Here is a 21,846-nt window from a genome sequence, read left to right as displayed (position 1 = left end):
GGGCGCCTCCTCCTCCCCGGCGGCTGCGGCGGCGGGTGCATCATGGTCGGCCAGCTCCGCGGGGTCGTGAATGCCGCCCGTTCCGCCGGGGGCCCCCGAGAGGATGGACGTGAAGCTCGAAATGCTGAAATCATGGGGAATTCGTCCGGTAAACCTGCGGGCGTCCAGGGCCGCCGTCTTTTCTTCACGGGGAGAAAATTTCACCCCGCCCTCCTCTGGCACCGGCCGGACCTGGACGGTGCCGCCGGATCGGCCCGCCAGAGCGTCGAGATCCGCCGCGCAGTCCTCATCGCTCATCCCCTTGACGCGTCCCTCCAGTGCCCCGAGCAGGTCGGCCTCGTCCGCAGCCACCTCCCGGCCGTGGAAAAGATAGGCCTGCGCCGAGGATTCCATGCCGTTGACGAGCCCCCATGGCATGGCGCACATCTGTTTTGCTCGGGTCACGGCCACATAGAGCAGCCGGAGGTTCTCCGCCAGGGCCTCCTTTTCCGCGAGGGCTTTGTGCCGCGCCATATTCTCCGACCCCAGGTCGACGGTCGGGCGGCGGCTCACCTCGTCATGGAAGGGGATGCCGCCCTCTGTATTTTCCACGCGGGACTTGGCCCAGGGGATGGGGCAGAAGACCACCGGATATTCGAGGCCCTTGCTCTTGTGGATTGTCACCAGCCTGACGGCGTTTTCATCGCTTTCCAGCCGGAGCGGATGCTCCTCCGGCCGCCGGTCGGCCTGGAACCGCTGTTCGGAAAGCCATTGGAGGAGCCGCGACGGGGTCATGTTCCGGGCGGTGCTTGCCTGATGGAGCAGTTCGGAGAGGTGGAGGATGTTGGTGCACCGACGCTCTCCGCCGGGAAGCGACATGAGGCGGGGGAGAACGGTTTCTCCGGCGAGAAACGCCTTGAACATCCGGATGAAGCCGCGCTCCTGCCAGAGGCGGTGATAATTGGCCATCTGGGCCAGCAGGGCATCCCATTCGGCCTCGTCCAGGGCGGCACAGGCCAGGGCTTCACCGCCTGTCCCCATCAAGTCCGAGGCCAGGGCCGCGCGGATCCGCCTGTCGTTCCGGGGCTCGGCCAGGGCCGCCAGGACCCGCGCCGTCTCAGCGGCTTCATGGGTGTCGAAGATGTCGCCGGTGTTGCCGATGACCGCAGGGATGGAAAGGGCGGTCAGGGCCGTCTGGACCTCCGCCGCCTGGCGGTTCGTCCGGACCAGCACGGCAATGTCGCCGGGCCGGAGCGGGCTCCCGCCGAGGGTGGCCCGCCCCTTCCGGCCCAGATCGAGAAGCCGGGAGATCTCGGCCGCCGTGGCCCGGATGAGGGCTGTTTCGGTGTCGCCTTTTAAGGCTCGGCCCAGGCGCCAGATGGTGAAGGGCGCAGGGCTTTCGCCGTCGACGGCAAGACCGGGAGCCTGGGGCTTCGGATCGGGTGCCCTGGCGGGGCCGAAGGGGATCTCCGCGTAGACGAAGGGCCGGGGGCGCGCGCCGAAAATGGTGTTGACCGCGGTGATCAGGTCGGGGTCCGAGCGCCAGTTGGTGAGCAGGGTGTAGCGGGCGGAGGCTTTTTCCGCGGCGTCCATGTAGGTGAAGATGTCGGCGCCGCGGAAGCTGTAGATGGCCTGCTTGGGGTCGCCGATCAGAAACAGGAGGTGCCCGGGGGCGTCAAAGAGGGTCTGGAAGATGTGGTACTGAACCGGGTCCGTGTCCTGGAATTCGTCGATGAGGGCGGCCTGGTAGCGGCCCCGGATGCTCTCGGCCAGGAGTCCGCCGCCGGGGGCCTTGAGGGCGTCGCTCATATTGACGAGGAGGTCGTCGAAGGACTGGATGTTGCTCTCCCGCATCCGGCGCCGGATCTGGTCCCTGGCGTATGGGAAAAGCTCCCGTTTGAGGTGGATGAGCTTCCGGGCGTAGAGGTCCATGAGGGTGGTGTGCCTGCGCTGGAGATCTCCGCACAGATCAAAGCACGGGTGGCCGGGGGGGGGGAAGGCGTTCTTCGTCTTTTGTTTCAGCGCCTCCGGCGTGAAATTTTCGAATTTATCGGGCAGAACGGGATGGGGAATGTCCCGGCTCAGGTAGATGTCCATGAGATCGAGCCAGAGCAGAATGCTCTGGGGCTTATAGATGTTCCGTTTCAGGCCCGGGTCGTTCAGGAGGATCTCCCTGACCTCGTTTCTGCTTGCGGTCCAGCATTTCTGGAGCGACGCATAGGCCTCTTTGAAATCCGCCTCGGCGGCTTGGGTATCGGGCGCCTCCAGCACCGGGATGACGGCGACCTCCGGCTGGGAGAGGCGGCGCGCCAGGAGCTGGAAAAGTTCCTCGGGTCCGGTTTTTTCGGCCAGGGCATACCGGACGAAGACGGGATCGGCCGTATACATCCGGGTGCGCCAGTAGTCCTCGACGACGGCCCGCGTGACGCGGTCCTGGTCGGCCGTCAGTTCGGTGTCGAAGAGCGTCCCGCTCTCAAAGGCGTTTTCCCGCAGCATCCGGTTGCAGAACCCGTGGATGGTGAAAATGGCCGCTTCATCAAAGTCCCGGAGGGCGTCGGTGAGGGCCTGAACCGCCGCTTCCGGCGCCGACGGCGAGAGGCCGCGGCATCTTTCGGCCAGCCGCCGGAGAAAATCGTCCCCCGCCGCCTCCCCCCGCAGCGCGAGAAGGGCCTCCTTCAACCGGCCTCGGATCCGGCTTTTCAACTCCTCGGTGGCGGCCTCGGTGAAGGTGACCACGAGGATCCGACTGAGGGCGATCCCCTTTTCAATGATGAGCCTGAGGACGATGCCCGTGATCGCGTAGGTTTTTCCCGTGCCGGCCCCGGCCTCGATGAGGGCGGTTCCGGTGAGGGGGCTCTCCATCAGGTCGAAGGGGGGCGGGCCGATGTCAAGGGCCTCGTTTCTCTTCATGGGGCTATCCGATCTTCCGGCGGTGGCGGAGCAGGGGGGTGAATACCGAAAGGGCCGTCTCCTGGAAGGGGCCGTCAAAGGGGTCGCCCCCGCCGGTGCACCGCCTGCGGTAGCTGTCCTCGCCCTCCCCCTTGTCCTTGTAACCGAGCCATTCCTTCCATGCGGCCCTGAGGGCGGCCTCCACAGGCTTCTCCGGGTCCATGCGCTGTTCGGCAAAGGCCAGGGACGACCGGGGAAAGAACGGCAGCGGACGCTGGAGCCCTTCCCGGTAGAGAGCCAGAAGCCGGGCGAGATGCGCCGGGGCCTCTTCGATGGGTGAGAATTCCCACACCCTGTCCGTTCCGGCGATCACCGACCGCCGGGGATGGGGGCCTTCCGCCGCATTCAGGGCCAGGTGGCGGATCCACGCGTTCACCTGATCCCCTGCCTTGATCTGGGTGCACCGGTACTGAACCCGGTGGTCTCCATGGAGGTTGGCGATCCGTCCGGTCAGGGTAAATTCTCCGATCCGGAGGCCCATCTCCACGGGGGGTGCGGCCGGCGGACCGACCAGGGGCGAGATCTTTCCGAAAAAAACCTCCGCACCGGCGGAAATCGACTCGTACAGGGCTTCGCCCACCCGTCCGTGGGGCAGGTCCCCGGCGCTTCGTTTCAGGGAAAACAAAGCCCCCGGCGCCCGGCCGGACAAGCGGTTTTCGACCAGGTTTTCGGCCAGCAGATACCCCTCCAGCCCGGCGATCCCGAAGGGCTCCTTTTCCTCGATGGAGAGCTCCTTTTCATCCAGGTAGACCCCCAGCCGGTGATTCAGAAGATATTTGTGGGGGTTGCCGAAAAAACGGCAGAGGCGCTCCAGCTCGACGGTTTTCCAGGAGGCGTCCGGTTCGGGAAGTCCCGCTGATATGAAAGGGGGCGGGTCCGCGGGCCCGTCGGCAAGCCGCCGGGCGATCTCAAGGTTTTCTTCGGAATAGCTGAACAGCGGCCCGGCCGCGCCGCTGAAATAGGCCGGGCTGAAGGCCTGGAGCCGGTGATGGGTCACGAGGCGGCCCTCGATGCGCCCGCCGCCGGGAAGGGTGAATCCCCGCTCGACGGCGTCCAGGAGTTCGCTCACCAGAACCGAAGGCGGGATCGGGGAATTGTCGCGGATGCTCTGCCCCACATGGCTGATATAGAGCTTTTCCCGGGCCGACAGGAGGGCTTCCAGGAAGAGGTAGCGGTCGTCCTTTCTTCGGGAGCGGTCTCCCGGACGGGGGCGGGCGGCCATGAGGTCAAAGCCCGGGGTCCGGGTGTTCCGGGGATAGTCGGCGGAATTCATCCCGAGAAGGCCGATGACCCGAAAGGGGATGCTCCGCATGGGCAGCATGGCGCAGAAGGTCACGCCGCCGGTGATGAAGCCGAACCCGAAGACGTCCCGCCCGAGCCGGGCGTCCAGGCAGGCCTGGATCACGCGGAGGTCCACGGTCCGGTCGAAGCCGGCACGGTCCGCCGTTTCGGCCAGCTCGGCCACGGCATCCGAGATGATCTCGACATCCTTTTCGGAAGCGGCGTCGATCTCGAAAAAAGCGTCGACGACGCCGGTGAGGAAACCGGCCCACGCCGCGGGTGTCCTCGGGATCGAGAGATTCTCCACATGGGAGAAGAGGCGGTCCGTGAATTCGAGGAGCCCTCCCAGGGCATCGGTTTCCGAGCCCTCCATGGGATCATGGGGAAGGATGCCGTCGAAGGTCCGGCAGCCGCGGCCGGCCATGGCGTATCCCATGAGAAGGCGGTCGAGGCCCGCCCGCCAGGTGTGATCCGCGATGTCGGGCAGCCCCAGTGCGGCCCGGCTCGTGCCGTCGATGCCCCAGCGGATGCGGACATCCCGGATCCACCGGTGGATCCGGCCTGTGTCCGCCTCAGCTATGCCGAATTTCCGGCGGACCCAGGGGGTTTCGAGCAGCGCCGTCACCTGGGGGGCCCCCAGGCGTCCGTCGGCCAGGTCGAGGAGGCCCATGAAGGCCTCGATGAGGCGGCTTTCGCCGCGGATGCCGCGGTCGGCGATGCTGTAGGGGATATGCTTCGGATCGCCCGCGGGGCGGTCGAAGACGGCCTGGATGTAGGGGGCGTAGGCCTCGATGTCCGGCGCCATGATCAGGATGTCGCCGGGCCGGAGGGTGGCATCGGCCGCAAAGAGGTCCAGGAGATGGTCGAAGAGAACCTCCGCCTCCCGCATGGGGCTGTGGCAGGCATGAACCGAGAGGGAACGGTCCTCCGGATCCAGGGGAAGCCGGGGGAACCCCTCCGAGGGCCGGTCGATCCGGTTCAGGATGTCGGACTGGATGGCGGAAAGGAGGGTTTCCCGGCCGGGGTCCTGATAGGTGTCGACGACCTCCGGGTCGAATTCCGTGATCATGTCGAAGAAATCCCGACCCAGGATGCCCAGGGAGGCCAGGAGGGTGTTCTGGCCGCGGAGGTGGAGGTCCGCCTCGGCCACGGAGCGCTCCCGTGCTTTCCGGACGACCCGCCGCAGCTCCCCCCGGGAAAGCGTGTCTCCCCAGAAATCGGCGCAGGGATTCATGAGAAACAGGTTCACCTCTACATGCCGGGAGAGGGCGTCCAGGATCTCCATGTGAAAGCGGGGCAGGCTCGATATGCCGAAGACGGATATCCGCTCGGGCAGGGACGCCGCCGAAAGGGGGGCCTGGGCCAGCACCGCCGTGAGAGACCTGCCCAGGGCCGCGCGGTGCCGGGCACTCCGGCCGCCTGCGATTTTCCGCCAGAGGGCCGGCTGCCATCCGTCGCCGCGGCCGGCCTCCCAATCGAGGATCCATTCCGGGCGGAAGGTCAGGTACTGGTCGAAGAGGTCGGCGATGCGCTGGGCGATTTGAAAAAGCCGGAGGTCCGTGTCGCCGCCGTCGAGGTAGCGCCTCAGGGGGGCGAATTCCGGGTTTTCCAGGCAGGCGGGGAGGACGGCCATGAGGGTCCAGGCCATCACCGGGCGGTCAAACGGGGACTGCTCGGGGAGATCGGTCAGGACGGCCCGGAAGGCATCCGACCGGAAAACATCCGAATCGATGAAGTCATTGGGAAACGGAAAGGCCATGTTGGCGCAGATGCCGTGGCGGCGGGCCAGGGCCATGGAGATCCAGCGCGCCATGCCGGCGCTCTGGACGACGACGATCTCGGGCGCCAGGGGATGGGACAGCGGGCGGCGGAGGGTGTCCGCAAGGTCCGCCGCCAGGGTTTCGAGGCGGTTGCCGGCAAACAGGCGGAAGCGCTTCACGGCACCCCGAGGAGCAGGTCAAGGTCGCGGGTCATCGGGACGGGAATGGCCGGCTCCTTTCAATACGTCTTGCGTTCGCCGAAACTGGAGCCGATGACGTTGAAGCTGTTCTCCACGATGAAAAGCGCCTTGGGATCGATGTTGAAGACCGCCTCCTCGATGCGCCGCATCTGGATGTTGTTGGTGATGGCCATGAGAAGCAGTTTGTCCCTGCCGCTGTAGACCCCCCGGCCCTTGAGGAAGGTCGCCCCCTGGTGGAGTTCGTGGACGATGACATTGGAAATCTCTTCGTTCCTGTCGCTCACGATGAAGATCACCTTCCGCTGGTTGAACAGGGCCAGCATGTGCTCCAGCGAGAGGGAGGTGATGAAGACCAGAATGATGGAGGCAATGAAGATATCCGCATTGTAGTAGGTGATCACGAAGCTGAACAGGGCGATGTTGAACATCAGGTAGAATTTGCCGATGCCCAGATTGAATTTCTGGTTCAGGATGACGCCGATGATGTCCAGGCCGCCGCCGGAGCCCAGGGAGCGGAGGATGATGCCGCTTCCCGTGCCGCAGATGAGTCCGCCGGCGATGGCCGCGTAGATCTGTTCATGGATGCCGAAATTGAGGTGGATCAGTTCCGACGACACCGTGATGACCGCCACCGAATAGAGGCTGTAGAGAAAGAAGCGCCTGCTGACAAAGAACCACCCGACGGCAAACAGGGGGAGGTTGAACAGAAGATACCAGAAGCCCGGCGAGAGCCATTTCGTTTTGTAATAGATGAGCAGGCCGACGCCGTAGATGCCGCCGGTGATGAAATTGTGGTGGACAACGATGGCCTTGGCCCCCAGGGAGAAGAGGATCGACCCCAGGGTGATGAGCAGGATGTTCCACCAGGGGGCATAAGTGTATTTTTTCAGATTCATCATGACGGCGATCCTACCATAACTTGGAGGGTAAACCAAGATATTCGCGCCAAGAGCCCCGGGCGGTGGGCATAGACCTCCAGACAGCGATGTCGTCTGCGCTTTTCCCGCGGCCGAAGGTTTTTCGGGGCATGATCATCGTTTAACGGTATTTTCATCATTCCCTAACAATCAACAGTTATAACCTCTCCCGTAAAATCAGGCCGCTGGGCCTGTTGACCCGCCCACACAGACCCGAAATTTTTTTCCGTATGCTGAAGGGAGGATGAAATGGCGTATTTTGGGGATGCCGACTACCGGCCCATTGATGATGAGCCTTACATGAATGCAAGGCAGCTCAGGTATTTCAGACAGAAGCTTCTCGACATGCAGGCCCGGATCCATGACAAGATCAGAGAGACGCTTCATGAGATCCGGGAGCGTGAAACCAGGGAAACGGACATCATCGACAGATCCGATCTGGAGACCCTCTGGGAGATGAAACTGAGGGCCTGCCGCCATTACCGCCGGACGATCGAACAGCTCACGGCGGCGCTTGCGCGGATCGATGACGGGACCTACGGGTATTGTCGAATGACCGGAGACGAAATCGGTTTGCGGCGGCTTGAGATCGTGCCCCATGCCAGCCTGTCCCTGGATGCTCAGGAGATTGCGGAACGGCATATGGCCTGAAGCCGGGGCGCGGCGATGCGCGGGAGGGCTCCCGGCAACTTTCCGCCCGGCCGGATAAGATCGGCCGGATGAGCGCTCAGGGTGCGCCATCCGGCTCGGGGTGGACAGGGGGAAGGAGAAATCTCACCCAAGCTCTTTTTCCCCTCTGGTGATGATCCCCTGCAGGGCCTGTGCCGTTTTGTCGGGGAGGGCCGGGGCCTGGTGGGTATCCAGGATGTGGACGATTTTTTCACGGACCCTCTGAGCCGTATCCTTTGAGCCGCCGCCGACCCAGTTGCCGTAGGATTCCCGAGTAAATACCCCCGGCTGCCACAGCTCGCTGCGGAAATTCTTGCAGGTGTGCATTTCCTGAAGGTAGTTGCCCCCCGGCCCAACCTTGGCGATGACCTCCATGGCCAGGGTTTCGGCGCTGATCTCCACGCCCCTGAGGAAGCGTTTGACCATCCCGATGACCTCGTCGCCCAGGACGAGCATCTCCACCGCGCAGGCCATGCCCATGTCCATGTACCCCACGTCGTGAATGAGGTTGAGGCCGGCCTGACTCTGGGCCAGGAGGTGGAACGCCGCCTCGGCCCCGGCCTGGGCGTCCAGGACCTTGGCGTCCGTGGATCCGGCCAGCCCCCAGGTGGGCAGGCCGAAATACTGGGCCACCTCCGCCTGGAGCGCCAGGCCCAGGCTGGTTTCGGGCGCGGAGATGCACATCAGGCCCCGGCGCATGTCGAGGATGCCGAAATTGCACCCCAGCCCCACGGGGGTCCCCGGCCGCCTCAGCTGGCAGATGACGAGCCCCATGAGGGATTCGGCCAGGGCCTGTGCCACCCCGCCGGCGATGGTGACGGGGCCGGTGGCGCCGGGCTGGATGGTGGGGCCCATCATCTGGGGCATGAACAGGTCCGCCGCCACGAACATCCGCGCCACGACCTCCTCCGGGAAAACCATGGGGGAGATGGACTCGGGGTAGAGCACGAGAAAGGGTTTTTCCCGCAGCGCGTCCATGCCGCCGGCGATTTCCGCGGCCATTTCATACACCAGCTCGGTCCCCCGGGGGGTGTAGTTGAGAAAGACGATGGGCTTGACGGTGTTGGTGGCCGTGGCGTGGAATTCGTGGAGGTCGGCCGCGTTGGCGGGCACGTCCTGACAGGAGCCCATGGGCATGACCCAGTCGATGTTTTCGAGGGCGTCGGCGATTCTGGCGGACCGGGCGAGATCCGCCACGGTGGTCGGATGGTATTCCCCCGTAAGGGCGTCCTTGGTGTTGGGGCTCGCCGTCGAAGTGCCGAAGTAGCTGTTGCGGCCGGTCACCTCGAGGGTGCGCTCCCCGTTGCGGTTGTAGAGCGTCCATCCCTTCGGCGCCGTGGACAGGCAGCCGGTGACGATGAATTCGGGCACCTTGACCCGATCCTCCTTTACGACGGCGCCCGCCTTTTTGAGCATCTCCCGGGCCCCCGGGTGAAGCACCTTGAAGCCCACCTTTCCCATGATCTCGAACGCGGCCCGCACGAGTTCGTGGATCTGGTCCCTGCGGAGCAGGTTGAAGCGGGGTGTGCCTTTGATGGTGGTATTGGTTTGAATCGCCATGTCATCCCTCCCTGTGGTTCCTGTGGTTGATCCCGTTCCGGTTATCGATCTGGTGTTCATATCCGTTCGGTGCGCCAACGGCAAGCCTTTTGCCTGGGGACGCGGCATTTAAAACACCTTGACAAAAGCTGTATAGACTGGTTATGGGTCAAAAAAGTGGTTGGATCAAGGCCTATTTAGTCCCAGCAAGCCCCATGGCGCCTCCTGCGTCATCCCGCGGATCGAGGGTGCGATGCCGCAGGAGCCGATTCTGTCCGGACGCTGTATCCGGCCGATCGTTCCATGGCCGGGACCCCGCTGTATGAAACCTGTGCAGCGTTTTCAAGAATGAACCCCGGCGGCGCCGATGCCGGATCTGCGGGTGGGGTGTGCCTGCCGCGGCGGGAAGAACAAACCAATTTTGTTGAAACAGCACGTCATCTAAGGAGCATGTGGATGGGAAAAACATATGACGCCGTCATTATCGGATCGGGTATCATCGGGTGCTGCACCGCATTTGAGCTGGCCAAGAAAGGCCTGAAAACCCTGAACGTCGACAAACTGGCCGGCGCCGGGCACGGTTCGACCTCGGGGTCCTGCGCCATTGTCCGGCTGCATTACTCGACGCCCGACGGGGTGGCCATGGCCCGGGAGGGGTATTATTACTGGATCGACTGGGAGGGGTATCTGGGCGTCCGGGACGAGACGGGGATGGCGCGGTACGTCAACACCGGCTGCCTGGTGATGAAAACCCCCCTCAACAAAAATCTCAGGAACGTCATGGCGAGCCTGGACGACCTGGGCGTCCGGTATGAAGAGCTGGATGTGGACGCCATCCGGGCGCGGTTTCCCCTGCTCAACACCCGTTGCTACTTTCCGGCCAGATCCCTGGATGATCCGGAATTCGGCAAACCCGCGGGACCGGCCGTCGCGGGCGCCATCTACGTGCCCGAATCGGGCTATGTCACCGATCCCCAGCTTTCGACCCACAACGTTCAGGCGGCGGCGGAGGCCGTGGGCGCCGAATTCCGCTACCATGCCGAGGTGGCGGCGATCCTGAAAAAAGACGGCCGGGCCGCGGGCGTCCGCCTCGCGGACGGAACCGAAATCCATGCGCCCGTCGTCGTGAACGTGGCCGGTCCCCATTCCTATATCCTCAACCGCATGGCCGGCGTGGAGGAGGGCATGAAGATCAGAACCCGCGCCCTGCGCCAGGAGGTCTGCCACGTGCCGTCCCCCGACGGCTTTGACTACGAGACGACCATGCCCATCATCTCCGACGGAGACATCGCCTGCTATTCCCGCCCCGAACTCGGCAACAATGTCCTCATCGGGAGTGAGGACCCCGAGTGCGACGAACGGGAGTGGGTCGATCCGGAGGATTACAACCGGGACTTCACCCGGCAGTGGACCACCCAGGCCTTGCGGGAGGCCCAGCGCATCGACCGGCTGCCCATCCCCAACCAGCCCCAGGGGGTGGTGGATCTTTACGACGTCACCGATGACTGGATCCCCGTCTACGACGTGTCCGACCTGCCGGGATTTTACATGGCCGTGGGCACCTCGGGCAACCAGTACAAGAACGCCCCGGTCGTCGGGGTGCTGATGTCGGAGCTGATCGAGAAGGTCGAGGCCGGCCGGGATCATGACCGGACGCCGGTGACCTTCACCATGAAGCACACCGGCCGGACCTGCAATATCGGTTTTTTCAGCCGCCTCAGGACGATCAACCCCGATTCCAGCTTTTCGGTCATCGGCTGACATGGACGCACCGCTCCTGGATGTCCGGGACCTCACGATTCATTTCCATGTGAGGGAAGGGACGGCCCGGGCCGTCGACCAGGTCTCCTATCAGATATTTCCCGGGGAGACCCTGGGCCTGGTGGGGGAGAGCGGCTGCGGTAAGACGGTCTCGTCCCTTGCGATCCTGAAACTGCTGGACGTGCCCCCGGCCGAGTACCACGGGGGCCAGATCCTCTTCGAGGGGCGGGACCTCATCCGGGCCGAAGAGAAGGAGATGCGCCGGATCCGGGGCCGGAGCATCTCCATGATCTTCCAGGAGCCCATGACCTCCCTGAATCCCGTCATCTCCGTGGGGTTTCAGATCGCGGAGGTCCTCTTGACCCACCAAATGATGACGACGGCCGAGGCCCGGGACCGGAGCGTCGAACTTCTCAACCGGGTGGGGATCCCCTCGCCCCGAAGGCGGGCGGACGAGTACCCCCACCAGCTCTCCGGCGGAATGCGCCAGCGGATCATGATCGCCCTGGCCCTGGCCTGCAACCCCCGGATGCTCATCGCCGACGAGCCGACCACGGCCCTGGACGTGACCATCCAGGCCCAAATCCTTGACCTGATGATCGACCTCCAGGACGAGCTGGGCACGAGCATCCTGCTCATCACCCATGACCTCGGGGTGATCGCCGAAGCCGCCGACCGGGTGGCCGTGATGTATGCCGGGCGCATCGTCGAAAAATCCGGTGTCCGGCGCATCTTCGACGATCCTCGCCATCCTTACACCCAGGGGCTCCTCCAGTGCATCCCGAGGCTCGACGAAGACGCCCGGCCCCGGCGCCTGAAGGAGATCCCGGGCCGGGTGCCGAACCTCTGCTTCCTGCCGCCGGGATGTGCTTTCTACGACCGGTGCCCCGTGCGCGTCGAGCGCTGCCTCGCGGAGCGCCCCGAACTGGAGCCGGTTGACGGCGAAGGTCATCTGGCCTGCTGCTGGGTGGCCCAGAACCAGGCGTGAACCGACAACCGAAAAGAGAAGATGAGAAGATGGCCGAGGCCCTGCTCGAAGTCACGGATCTGGTGAAATACTTTCCCATCCGCCGGGGGATCTTCTCCCGGGAGGTGGGACGGGTGCACGCCGTGGACGGCGTCAGCCTCCGGGTCGTGAAAGGGGAGACGATGGGGCTGGTGGGCGAAAGCGGCTGCGGCAAAACCACGGCCGGGAAGACCATCCTCAAGCTCATCGAGCCCACCGGCGGCACCATCCGCTACGCCGGGGAGGACATCACCGGTTTAAGCCGCCGCCGGATGAAGCGTTTCCGGCGGGAGATGCAGATCATTTTCCAGGACCCCTTCTCCTCCCTGAACCCCCGGCAGACCGTGGGCGCCATCATTGCCGCCCCTCTGGAGATCCACCGCCTGGCCGAAGCGAGCGAGAAGGAGGACCGGATCGCCCAGCTCCTGCGGCAGGTCGGGCTTCCGGCGGCATCCATGCGGCGGTATCCCCATGAATTCTCGGGCGGCCAGCGGCAGCGGATCGGCATCGCCCGCGCCCTTGCCGTAAGCCCCCGGCTGATCGTGGGGGACGAGCCGGTGTCGGCGCTGGACGTCTCGATCCAGGCCCAGATCCTCAACCTCCTGGAGGACCTCCAGGAGGCCCTGGGGCTGACCTACGTCATGATCGCCCACGATCTCTCCGTGATCCGCCACATCGCCGACACCATCGCCGTCATGTACCTGGGGAAGATCGTCGAGACCGCCGAAAGCCGGGGGCTCTACAAAAATCCGCTTCATCCCTACACGGCGGCCCTGCTCGCGGCCGTGCCCGTGCCGGACCCGAGCCGGAAGCGTCGGCGGATGGCCCTCAAGGGGGATGTCCCTTCGCCGGTCCGGCCGCCCCCGGGGTGCCGGTTCCACCCGCGGTGCCCCCGGCGGTTCGGTCCGTGCGATACCGCCGAACCGGCATTGAGGGCCGTTTCGGCGGACCATGCTGTTGCGTGCCACCTATACTGAATCGGGCGGCGTGACGCCGCCTGCGCGGCCGTCATTCACCCGGGAGATCAACCGTGTTTCACTATGTTGTTAAACGTTTTTTGCAGGCCATACCGCTCCTGATCGGGGTCTCGATGATCGGGTTCTTCATGATGCACCTGGCGCCCGGAGGCCCGCTTGCCGTCTACACCCTCAACCCGACCATCACGGCCCAGGACATCGAGCGGATCAAGCACGTCTTCGGGCTGGATCAGCCCATCCATATCCAGTACCTGAAATGGGCATACGGCATGTTCACCGGGAACTGGGGCAACACCTTTTTCGGAGGCCGGCCGGTCCTGGACGTGATCCTGGAGCGGATCCCGGCGACCTTCCTGCTCATGGGGTCGGGCATGTCGCTCGCAGTGCTTGTCGGCATGCTCATCGGCGTCCTGGGCGCGGTCAGGCGATACTCGGTCTTTGATTACCTGGCCACCACCGGCGCCATGATCGCCCTGTCCTTCCCGACCTTCTGGTTCGGCCTGATGGCGATCTTCATCTTTTCCCTCAAGCTGGGCTGGCTGCCGTCCGGCGGCATGTACACCCTGGGCGGCGAGGAGGACATCCTGGACCTTGCGATCCATCTCGTCCTGCCCACCGTGGTGCTGGCCCTGGTGCTGGTGGCCCAGTGGAGCCGCTATACCCGGTCCAGCTTCCTGGAGGTGATCCACCAGGATTACATCCGTACGGCCCGGTCCAAGGGCCTGGGCGGGGCGCGGATCCTGTTCCGCCACGCCTTTCCCAACGCCGTGGCGCCCCTGGTCGCGCTGGCCGGGGTGCAGCTTCCGTGGCTCTTTTCCGGGGCGCTGGTCACCGAGACCATCTTCGGGTGGCCCGGCATGGGGCGCCTGTTCGTGGACGCCCTGACTATGAAGGAATATCCCATATTGATGGGGATGGTCATGATCACCGCCATGACGGTCATTGTCGGCAATCTCCTGGCGGACGTGATCAATGCGTGGATTGATCCGCGCATCCGGATGGCTTGATTCCGGCGGGACGGACCCGGCCGGAAGGAACGAATTGAACCCGATTGCATCAACCCAGACTGGACCCATGGACAGCCATCATCGCATACCACCCGCAGCATCGAACCCGGCGGCGCCTTCGGACGGGGGAAGCGCCGTGTGTCAGCTTCCGCCGAACCCCGCGTCGGGATACTATGAAACCCAGATGCGGCGGATCGTCAGGCGGTTCTCCCGCCATCGTCTGGCCGTCACCGGGCTGTGCGTCGTCATCGCCATCCTCCTCACGGCGCTTGCGGCCGACATCATCTCCCCCCACGACCCCCTGGCGCTGGATACGCAGCGGCGGTTCATTCCGCCCTTCGAAAACCCCTCCTTCGTCCTGGGGACGGACGAGATGGGCCGGGACATGCTGAGCCGGCTCTTTCACGGCGGGCGCATCAGCCTGGTGGTGGGGATTGCCGCCATGCTGGCCACCATATTCACGGGTCTCGCGGTCGGGCTGGTCTCGGGCTTTTACGGCGGCCGGATCGATAACCTCCTGATGCGGTTCACCGACACCATGCTCTGCTTCCCCCAGGTCTTCCTGCTGCTGGTTCTGGCGGCCTTCGTCACGCCCACGGTGATCTCCATCGCCCTCATCATCGGCCTGACCTCGTGGATGGAGGTGGCCCGGATCATCCGGTCCCAGATCCAGTACATCAAGGAGCAGGATTTCATTCAGGCGGCCTTCGCCCTGGGCGCCTCGGAGACCCGCATCATGTTCCGGGAGCTGCTGCCCAACGCCCTGGCGCCGGTCATGGTCTCGGCCACCCTGAACGTGGCCAACGCGGTGCTCATGGAGTCCTATATCAGCTTTCTCGGGTACGGCATCCAGCCGCCCCTGGCCAGTTGGGGCAACATGCTCACCAATGCCCAGGCCTATTTCGACCTGGCGCCCTGGCTGGCGATCCTGCCCGGCGCCATGATCACCCTGACGGTGATGAGCTTCAACTTCCTGGGCGACGGCCTGAGGGACGCCCTGGACCCGAGATTGAGGATGTGATCCCGGAGGGCGGATGCCGTCCGCTGCCCTGAACAATTGATGGCAACGTACAAGTCGCTTGCCGGAAGGTTTCGTAAACGGAATCTTCACCATCAACCCGAACACCCGAAGAGAAGGAGAAGACATGGACCCAAAGAGGATTACCCGCAGAGATTTCATCAAGACCACCGGCATGGTCACCGCCGGCGCCGTTCTGTCCGGATCGGCCGTCGGCATGCTCCCGAAGAAGGCGTGGGCCGCGAAAAACAGCGTGGTCGTGGGCATGACCCAGGAGCCGGTCAATTTCAACCCGCTCCTGTATGTCAACTCGGGGACCGAGGAGGTGCCCGAGGCCTGCGTGTTCGACGCCCTCTGGGACATCAACGGAAAGGGCGAATTCATCCCGAACCTGGCCGTCAAGGTCCCCACGCTGGAGAACGGCGGCATCTCCCCGGACGGCATGGTCTGGAAGATCGAACTGAAACCGGACGTGAAATGGCACGACGGCACGCCGTTTTCAGCCAGGGACGTGGAGTTCACCTACAAGACCATCGTCAATCCCGACGTGGCCATCCGCTCCCGCTCCGGATTCGACCTGATTTCAGAGTTCAAGATCGTCGATGACCGGAATGTCGAGATCATCCTCTCCAAGCCCTTCGTCCCCTTTGCCTGGGCCTGGCAGAAGATGCACGTCGTCCCGGCCCACATCCTCTCCAAGGAGAAGGACATCAACACGGCCGCCTTCAACACCCAGCCTGTCGGCACGGGTCCCTACATGCTCGTCCAGCGGGTCGCCGGCAGCCACATGGTCTACAAGGCGAATCCCGCCTACCATCGGGGCGCGCCGGCCATCGAAACGGTGATCCACAAGTTCGTCCCGGACCAGACCGTGGCCTACACCCAGTTCAAAACCGGCGAGATCGATGTGTTCGGCCTCCACGGCGTGCCGCCCGAAAGGTTCGACGAATCCCGTTTGTTGCCCGGCCGGAACGCCCTCGAAACCCCCGCGCCCTGGGTCGAATTCATCTATTTCAACTGCGGCAAGCCCCAGTTCCAGGACAAGATGGTCCGCCAGGCCCTCTACCTGTCCATCGACAGCAGCCGGTGGATCCAGGACATTTATTACGGCCTGCCGCCCCGGACCCTCTCCTACCTTCACCCGACCCACTGGGCCTATAATTCAGCCCTCAAGGATCCGGGCTACAATCCCGGGAAGGCCGCGGAGATGCTCGATGCCGCCGGCTGGAAGAAGGGGGCGGACGGCATCCGGGAGAAAAGCGGCGTGAAGCTCCAATTCTCCATGTCGACGACGGCCGGCTCCAAGGCCCGGGAGCAGGCCGAGGCCATGATCCAGGCCGGCTGGAAGGAGATCGGCGTGGCCATGGAGATCAAGAACATGCCCGCCTCGGTGGTGTGGGGAGAATACACCACCAAGAGCCAGTTCGACACCCTGATGGTGGGCTGGGAGCCGACGGTGGGGATGGACCCCGACTACACCGCCCGGTGCCATTCCAAGCAAATCCCCGTAAAGAGCGGCACGGGGTCCAACTATGTCCAGTATGAGAACCCCGCGCTCGACAAGCTCCTGGATGAGGGGGTCCTGATTTCAGACATGACAAAACGCAAGGCCGTCTATGATCAGATCCAGTCCATCCTCCTGGAGGACGTCCCCTTCGCGCCGATCTTCGCCTACATGTTCATGTACGGCAAGAAGAGCGACCTGAACGGCTACGAGATCAATCCCTACACAACCGACATCACCTGGAACATCCAGAACTGGTCCTGGGCCTGAGCCCCTTTCCGGGTATCTTGAAGCAAAAAAACGCCTGTCGCATCTGCGGCGGGCGTTTGTCATCGGGGGCGGGGCGGTTGCGTGCCTTGGGGACGCTTCCGGGGGCGGCGGGCCTCAGCTCTTGAATTCCTCCACCAGGGTTTCGATGGTGGCCTTGGCGTCACCGAAGATCATGCGGGTGTTGCTCTTGTAGAAAAGGGGATTGGGGATCCCGGCAAAACCCGAGGCCATGGACCGCTTCAGCACGAAAACGTTCCGCGCCCTGTCGGCCTCGATGATGGGCATCCCGAAGATGGGGCTGCCTTCGTCTTCCCGCGCGGCCGGGTTCACCACGTCGTTGGCGCCGATCACGATGCACACGTCGACGGTGTCGATGGTCTGGTTGATGTCGTCCATCTCCACCAGCTTGTCATAGGGCACGTTGGCTTCGGCCAGGAGCACGTTCATGTGCCCCGGCATGCGGCCGGCCACCGGATGGATGGCGAAGGCCACCTCGGCGCCGTTGGCCTCGATGAGGTCCGCCAGCTCACGGACGGCGTGCTGGGCCTGGGCCACGGCCATGCCGTATCCCGGGACGAAGACCACCGATGAGGCCGCTTCGAGGACATGGTAGGCGTCCTGCGCCGAGGTGGCCTGGGCGGTGCCCTCCTCCGCGCCGGCACCGATCTTGGCCTGCGCCGAGCCGAACCCGCTGAAGAGGACGTTGGCCAGGGACCGGTTCATGGCCTTGCACATGATGTTCGTGAGGATGAGCCCGCTCGCGCCCACCAGGCCGCCGGCCACGATGAGGATGGTGTTGCCGATGGCGAACCCGGCCGCGCAGGCCGCCAGCCCCGAATAGGAGTTGAGCAGGGAGATGACCACGGGCATGTCGGCGCCGCCGATGGGGATGACGGTGGTCACGCCGATGATGAGGGACAGGAGGACCGCCGCAGGCACATAAACCGCCGCCCCCCCCGGAGCGAAGCCGCCGCAGAAGAGCACCCCCACCGCCAGGGTGGCGAGGAGAAGGCAGCCGTTGATGACCTGCCGGCCGCTGAATAGGACCGGCCGGGAGGGCATGGCGCCGCTCAGTTTCCCCCATGCCACGACGGAGCCGGTGAAGGTTACGCCGCCGATGAGGACGGCCAGATAGATCGCCACCAGGATAAAGACGGCCGTCTGGCCGGGGTGGGCGTGAAACTCGGACCAGCCCACCAGCATGCTCGCCAGGCCCCCGCCGCCGTTGAAGAGCGCCACCATTTCGGGCATCCCGGTCATCTTCACCTTGAGGGCGGCAACCACGCCGACGGCGGTCCCGACGGCAATGCCCAGGGCGATCCATTTGAAATCGAGCCCGGCCCGGGCCAGGGTGAAGACCACGGCGAGGAACATGCCCCCCGCCGAGACCAGGTTGCCCCTGCGCGCGGTTTCGGGCGAGCCCAGCATCTTGAGGCCAAAAATGAACAGGGCAGCCGAAACGATGTAGGCCAGGGACGTGATATGCTCCATGATCGGGTTCACCGTCTCAGGGTTCATCGGGGACCGTCCTTTTTTCGGAACATGGCCAGCATCCGGTTGGTCACGACATAGCCGCCGACCACGTTGATGGTGGCGAAGACCACCGCGAGGACCCCGAGCACATGGCTGAACGCGCCGCCGGCGCCGGACAGATTGACCGCCACGAGGGCGCCGATGAGGGTGATTCCGGAGATGGCGTTGGCCCCCGACATGAGCGGCGTATGGAGGGTCGAGGGCACCTTGGAGATGAGTTCAAACCCCAGAAAGATGGTCAGCATGAACACGAAGAGCATATCAAAGGACATGGCGTCTCCTTTCCAATGACTTCAGGAGGAAAGTTTTTTCAGCACGGCGCCGCTGCGCGTCAGCAGGCAGGCTTCGGTGATCTTGTTCCCGGCGTCGAGGCGAAGTTCCCGGGTCTTTTCGTCGAGGAATTCCTGAACGAGGTGAAAGACATTCATGGCGTACATGGTGCTTGCATCCACCGGCACGCGCCCGGGAAGGTTCGTATGTCCCAGGATGATGACGCCCTTTTCGTCGACCTCCTCGTCTTTCCGGGAGCCTTCCACGTTGCCGCCGCTCTCGACCGCCATGTCGACCACGATGGTGCCGGGGCGCATGGCCGCCAGCATCTCGGCCGTGAGGATGCGGGGCGCCGGCCGTCCGAAGACCTGAGCCGTCGTGATGATGAGATCCGACTGGGCGCAAATCTTGGCCATGCCGTCCCGCTGCATCCGGAGCTGTTCGGGGGTCAGCTCTCTGGCATATCCGTCCTGGGTCTGGCCCGTCTCGCCGATGTCGATCTTGACGAACTTGGCCCCGAGGGACTTGACCTGCTCCTCGACCACCGGCCGGGTGTCGAAGGCCGACACGCGGGCCCCCAGCCTCCGGGCCGTGGCGATGGCCTGGAGCCCCGCCACCCCGACGCCCACCACCAGGACGGTCATGGGCTTGATGGTGCCGGCGGGGGTGGTCATCATGGGCATGATCCTGCCGGACCGGGCCGCGCCCAGGATCACCGCCACGTATCCCCCGAGGTTGGCCTGGGAACTCAGGGCGTCCATCTTCTGGGCATAAGTCGAGCGGGGGATCATCTGCATGCTGGCGGCTGCGAGCCCCCGGGCGGCCATGCGCTCGATCCGGCCGGCCTCGGTAAAGGGGTCGAGAAAGCTGATGTGGAGGGTTCCGGCGGGGATGGCGGGGACCTCCTCGTCTTCGGGTGCCCGGAGCCGGGCCAGAACAGGTGCACTCAAAACGGTGCGCCGGTCGGCGGTTTCAGCCCCGGCTGCCGTGAAGGCGTCGTCGGACATGCCCAGGTGGCAGCCGATGCCCCGCTCCACGACAACCTCGATGCCGGCCTTGCGATATCTTTCGACCACCGGAGGCACGACAGCGATGCGGGGTTCTCCCGTATCCCGTTCCGATACAAAACCGATCTTCACTGGCCCCTCCTCAGGTTGGGTCATGGATTATTGAAAAGCAGGCTATGGCGATATTATGCGGCGGAGATCCGCGGGGCCGCAATGGTTCAGGCAAGCCATTCAAATCGAGATGATTCACCCAAACAATGATGCCCGCTGCGGGATCTGTCAAGCGAATTTTGATGGTTCCGCCGAGGCTATGCCTGTTGCGTTCGGTCCCCCATGAACCAGGGCCTCGAACTCCCCGGCATCCAGGACCTCCTTTTTAAGGAGCGTTTCGGCGACCGAGACCAGCGTCTCCCGGTGCGCCATCAGGATGTCGGTGACGTGGGTTTCCCGCTGGGCGAGGATCTTCTTGACCTCCGCGTCGAGCTTTGCCGCGGTCTCGTCGCTGTAATCCCGGCCGGACATGCCGGTCTGGTCGGTGCCGAGAAAGACCGGGGTCTGCCGCCGGGGGTAGGTGGAGAGGCCCAGGGTCTCGCCCATGCCGTATTCGGAGACCATGGCCCGGGCGATGTCCGTGGCCCGCTGCAGGTCGTTGCCGGCGCCGGTGGTCACGTCCGCGAAGGTGATTTTCTCCGCCATCCGGCCGCCCAGAAGAACGTCGATCTTGCCCAGGAGCTCTTCCCGGCTCATGAGATAGCGGTCCTCGGTGGGGCGCTGCTGGGTGTACCCCAGGGCGGCCAGGCCCCGGGGGATGATGGAGATCTTGTGGACCTTGTCGGCCCCGGGCGTGAAGGCCGCCACCAGGGCGTGGCCTGTTTCGTGGTAGGCGACGATCTTTTTCTCATTGGGGTTGATGACCCGGTTCTTCTTTTCCAGGCCCCCGATCAGACGGTCGGACGCCTCGTCGAGTTCCGTCATGCCGACGCTTTTTTTCCGTTTGCGGGCGGCCAGGAGGGCTGCCTCGTTGAGGACGTTGGCCAGGTCGGCGCCCGAGAACCCGGCGGTTTTCTGAGCGAGAACGCGAAGGTCCACATCCTTGGCCAGTTTGATCTTTTCGGCGTGAATCTTCAGAATGGCTTCCCTGCCGTTGACGTCGGGGCGGTCGACCAGGACATGGCGGTCGAATCTGCCGGACCGGAGCAGGGCCGGGTCCAATACCTCGGGGCGGTTGGTCGCGGCCATGATGATGACGCCCGTTCGCGGATCGAAGCCGTCCATTTCCACGAGAAGCTGGTTGAGGGTCTGCTCCCGCTCATCGTGGCCGCCGATGCCGCCGATGCCCCGGGCCTTGCCGATGGCGTCCAGTTCATCGATGAAGATGATGCACGGGGCCTTTTCCCGGGCCTGGACAAACAGGTCCCGCACCCGGGCCGCCCCCATGCCCACGAACATCTCGACGAAGTCCGAGCCGCTGATGGAGAAGAAGGGCACCCCGGCTTCCCCGGCCACGGCCCGTGAAATCAGGGTTTTTCCGGTGCCCGGGGGGCCGACCAGCAGGACCCCCTTGGGCATCTGGCCGCCCAGCTCCTGATAGATTTGGGGTTCCTTAAGATAGGAGACGATCTCCTGCAGCTCCTCCTTGGCTTCGTCCGCGCCGGCCACGTCGGTGAAACGCGTCTCGACATCCTTTTCTCCCACCAGTTTGGCCTTGTTCTTGCCAAAGGTCATCATGCCGGCCTGGGACATCTGCATTTTGCGCATCATGAAAAACCAGATGAGGTAAAACAGAGAAATCGGCACCACCCAGGAGAGGAGGGTTTTCAGGAAGGTGTTTTCCACCTCTCCCCGGAACTCGACCTGGTGCTGCTCTAAGGTCTTTGAGAGATCCGTATCGACGCGGACCGTGACGAAGACCTCCGGGGTCCCGGATCCATCCAGCATGCGTCCTGTGATCTGTTCCTTGCCGATGGCGATTTCCTTGACCCGGTTTTCGTTGATGGCCTGCAGGAACTCGCTGTAGGGGATTACCCGGGGCTTGAACTGCCCGAAGATGAGGTTCTGAAGAATGAGAACGCCCCAGAAGGCCAGGACCAGATAATAGAAATTGAACTTGGTGTGCTTTTCCATTTTTTTGCTCCCTTGAATGCGGCTGGGATTGCCGGTTCGCACCCCGGCGGCGCGGATCGGGCCATGAAGCGGATT

The 21,846-nt window shown here is 64.1% G+C and carries 15 protein-coding genes; 7 read left to right on the top strand and 8 right to left on the bottom strand.

The window, feature by feature from the left end:
* The 3 genes from ACEW8N_RS10390 to ACEW8N_RS10380 all read right to left on the bottom strand — a co-directional run.
* Positions 1 to 2,889: UvrD-helicase domain-containing protein (locus ACEW8N_RS10390; RefSeq protein ID WP_373499748.1), on the bottom strand; the 2,889-nt coding region annotated here is incomplete at its 3' end.
* Between the two features lie 4 nt (positions 2,890 to 2,893).
* Positions 2,894 to 6,148 carry an exodeoxyribonuclease V subunit gamma gene (recC, locus tag ACEW8N_RS10385; protein WP_373499747.1) on the bottom strand — a complete coding sequence of 1,085 codons (3,255 nt, stop codon included), beginning with the start codon at positions 6,146 to 6,148 and terminating at the stop codon, positions 2,894 to 2,896.
* 59 nt (positions 6,149 to 6,207) lie between these two features.
* Positions 6,208 to 7,068 (bottom strand): YitT family protein, encoded by an 861-nt coding sequence (locus ACEW8N_RS10380; RefSeq protein ID WP_373499746.1) that lies wholly within the window; start codon positions 7,066 to 7,068, stop codon positions 6,208 to 6,210.
* A 267-nt stretch (positions 7,069 to 7,335) separates the two neighbouring features.
* Between ACEW8N_RS10380 and ACEW8N_RS10375 the strand changes: the two genes are divergently transcribed.
* Entirely contained in the window at positions 7,336 to 7,737 is a 402-nt protein-coding gene (locus ACEW8N_RS10375; RefSeq protein WP_373499745.1) for a TraR/DksA family transcriptional regulator, read from the top strand.
* Between the two features lie 123 nt (positions 7,738 to 7,860).
* Here ACEW8N_RS10375 and ACEW8N_RS10370 read toward each other — a convergent pair whose 3' ends face one another.
* Positions 7,861 to 9,375 carry a trimethylamine methyltransferase family protein gene (locus ACEW8N_RS10370; protein WP_373499744.1) on the bottom strand — a complete coding sequence of 505 codons (1,515 nt, stop codon included), beginning with the start codon at positions 9,373 to 9,375 and terminating at the stop codon, positions 7,861 to 7,863.
* Between the two features lie 375 nt (positions 9,376 to 9,750).
* Here ACEW8N_RS10370 and ACEW8N_RS10365 point away from each other — a divergent pair, with 375 nt between their 5' ends.
* The 6 genes from ACEW8N_RS10365 (at position 9,751) to ACEW8N_RS10340 (ending at position 16,837) form a co-directional block, all read left to right on the top strand.
* Positions 9,751 to 11,055, top strand: coding sequence for an NAD(P)/FAD-dependent oxidoreductase (locus ACEW8N_RS10365; RefSeq protein ID WP_373499743.1), 1,305 nt, complete (start codon positions 9,751 to 9,753; stop codon positions 11,053 to 11,055).
* Position 11,056: 1 nt separating this feature from the next.
* Complete coding sequence (locus tag ACEW8N_RS10360) at positions 11,057 to 12,043, top strand: ABC transporter ATP-binding protein (RefSeq protein ID WP_373499742.1); 987 nt, start codon at positions 11,057 to 11,059, stop codon at positions 12,041 to 12,043.
* A gap of 29 nt (positions 12,044 to 12,072) precedes the next feature.
* Complete coding sequence (locus ACEW8N_RS10355) at positions 12,073 to 13,038, top strand: ABC transporter ATP-binding protein (RefSeq protein ID WP_373499741.1); 966 nt, start codon at positions 12,073 to 12,075, stop codon at positions 13,036 to 13,038.
* 53 nt (positions 13,039 to 13,091) lie between these two features.
* Positions 13,092 to 14,045 carry an ABC transporter permease gene (locus ACEW8N_RS10350; protein ID WP_373499740.1) on the top strand — a complete coding sequence of 318 codons (954 nt, stop codon included), beginning with the start codon at positions 13,092 to 13,094 and terminating at the stop codon, positions 14,043 to 14,045.
* Positions 14,046 to 14,181: 136 nt separating this feature from the next.
* Complete coding sequence (locus tag ACEW8N_RS10345; protein ID WP_373499739.1) at positions 14,182 to 15,066, top strand: ABC transporter permease; 885 nt, start codon at positions 14,182 to 14,184, stop codon at positions 15,064 to 15,066.
* Positions 15,067 to 15,190: 124 nt separating this feature from the next.
* Positions 15,191 to 16,837: an ABC transporter substrate-binding protein gene (locus ACEW8N_RS10340; protein WP_373499738.1), complete on the top strand. Its 1,647-nt coding sequence runs from the start codon at positions 15,191 to 15,193 to the stop codon at positions 16,835 to 16,837.
* Positions 16,838 to 16,951: 114 nt separating this feature from the next.
* Here ACEW8N_RS10340 and ACEW8N_RS10335 read toward each other — a convergent pair whose 3' ends face one another.
* From ACEW8N_RS10335 to ftsH, 4 genes are all read right to left on the bottom strand, one after another.
* Positions 16,952 to 18,355 carry an NAD(P)(+) transhydrogenase (Re/Si-specific) subunit beta gene (locus tag ACEW8N_RS10335; RefSeq protein ID WP_373499737.1) on the bottom strand — a complete coding sequence of 468 codons (1,404 nt, stop codon included), beginning with the start codon at positions 18,353 to 18,355 and terminating at the stop codon, positions 16,952 to 16,954.
* A complete protein-coding gene (locus ACEW8N_RS10330; RefSeq protein ID WP_373499736.1) occupies positions 18,352 to 18,642 on the bottom strand; it encodes an NAD(P) transhydrogenase subunit alpha in 291 nt (96 codons plus the stop codon). Before ACEW8N_RS10330 ends, ACEW8N_RS10335 begins: the two co-directional genes overlap by 4 nt.
* A gap of 21 nt (positions 18,643 to 18,663) precedes the next feature.
* Positions 18,664 to 19,779: an NAD(P) transhydrogenase subunit alpha gene (locus ACEW8N_RS10325; protein ID WP_373499735.1), complete on the bottom strand. Its 1,116-nt coding sequence runs from the start codon at positions 19,777 to 19,779 to the stop codon at positions 18,664 to 18,666.
* A gap of 147 nt (positions 19,780 to 19,926) precedes the next feature.
* Positions 19,927 to 21,771, bottom strand: a complete 1,845-nt coding sequence (gene ftsH / locus ACEW8N_RS10320) for an ATP-dependent zinc metalloprotease FtsH (RefSeq protein WP_373499734.1) — start codon at positions 21,769 to 21,771, stop codon at positions 19,927 to 19,929.
* Between the last annotated feature and the right edge of the window lie 75 nt (positions 21,772 to 21,846).

Origin of the sequence: Desulfococcus sp. (genome assembly GCF_041737845.1) — a bacterium.
In the GTDB taxonomy this organism is placed as follows: domain Bacteria; phylum Desulfobacterota; class Desulfobacteria; order Desulfobacterales; family Desulfococcaceae; genus Desulfococcus.
Note: the sequence above shows the minus strand (reverse complement) of the source record. Positions and strands in the feature narration are given on the sequence as shown.

Excerpts from the sequence above, each read along its gene's own strand:
- ACEW8N_RS10380 (WP_373499746.1), bottom strand. The coding sequence starts at position 7,068 with ATGATGAATCTGAAAAAATACACTTATGCCCCCTGGTGGAACATCCTG.
- ACEW8N_RS10375 (WP_373499745.1), top strand. The coding sequence starts at position 7,336 with ATGGCGTATTTTGGGGATGCCGACTACCGGCCCATTGATGATGAGCCT.
- ACEW8N_RS10370 (WP_373499744.1), bottom strand. The coding sequence starts at position 9,375 with ATGAACACCAGATCGATAACCGGAACGGGATCAACCACAGGAACCACA.
- ACEW8N_RS10365 (WP_373499743.1), top strand. The coding sequence starts at position 9,751 with ATGGGAAAAACATATGACGCCGTCATTATCGGATCGGGTATCATCGGG.
- ACEW8N_RS10360 (WP_373499742.1), top strand. The coding sequence starts at position 11,057 with ATGGACGCACCGCTCCTGGATGTCCGGGACCTCACGATTCATTTCCAT.
- ACEW8N_RS10355 (WP_373499741.1), top strand. The coding sequence starts at position 12,073 with ATGGCCGAGGCCCTGCTCGAAGTCACGGATCTGGTGAAATACTTTCCC.
- ACEW8N_RS10340 (WP_373499738.1), top strand. The coding sequence starts at position 15,191 with ATGGACCCAAAGAGGATTACCCGCAGAGATTTCATCAAGACCACCGGC.
- ACEW8N_RS10335 (WP_373499737.1), bottom strand. The coding sequence starts at position 18,355 with ATGAACCCTGAGACGGTGAACCCGATCATGGAGCATATCACGTCCCTG.
- ACEW8N_RS10330 (WP_373499736.1), bottom strand. The coding sequence starts at position 18,642 with ATGTCCTTTGATATGCTCTTCGTGTTCATGCTGACCATCTTTCTGGGG.
- ftsH (WP_373499734.1), bottom strand. The coding sequence starts at position 21,771 with ATGGAAAAGCACACCAAGTTCAATTTCTATTATCTGGTCCTGGCCTTC.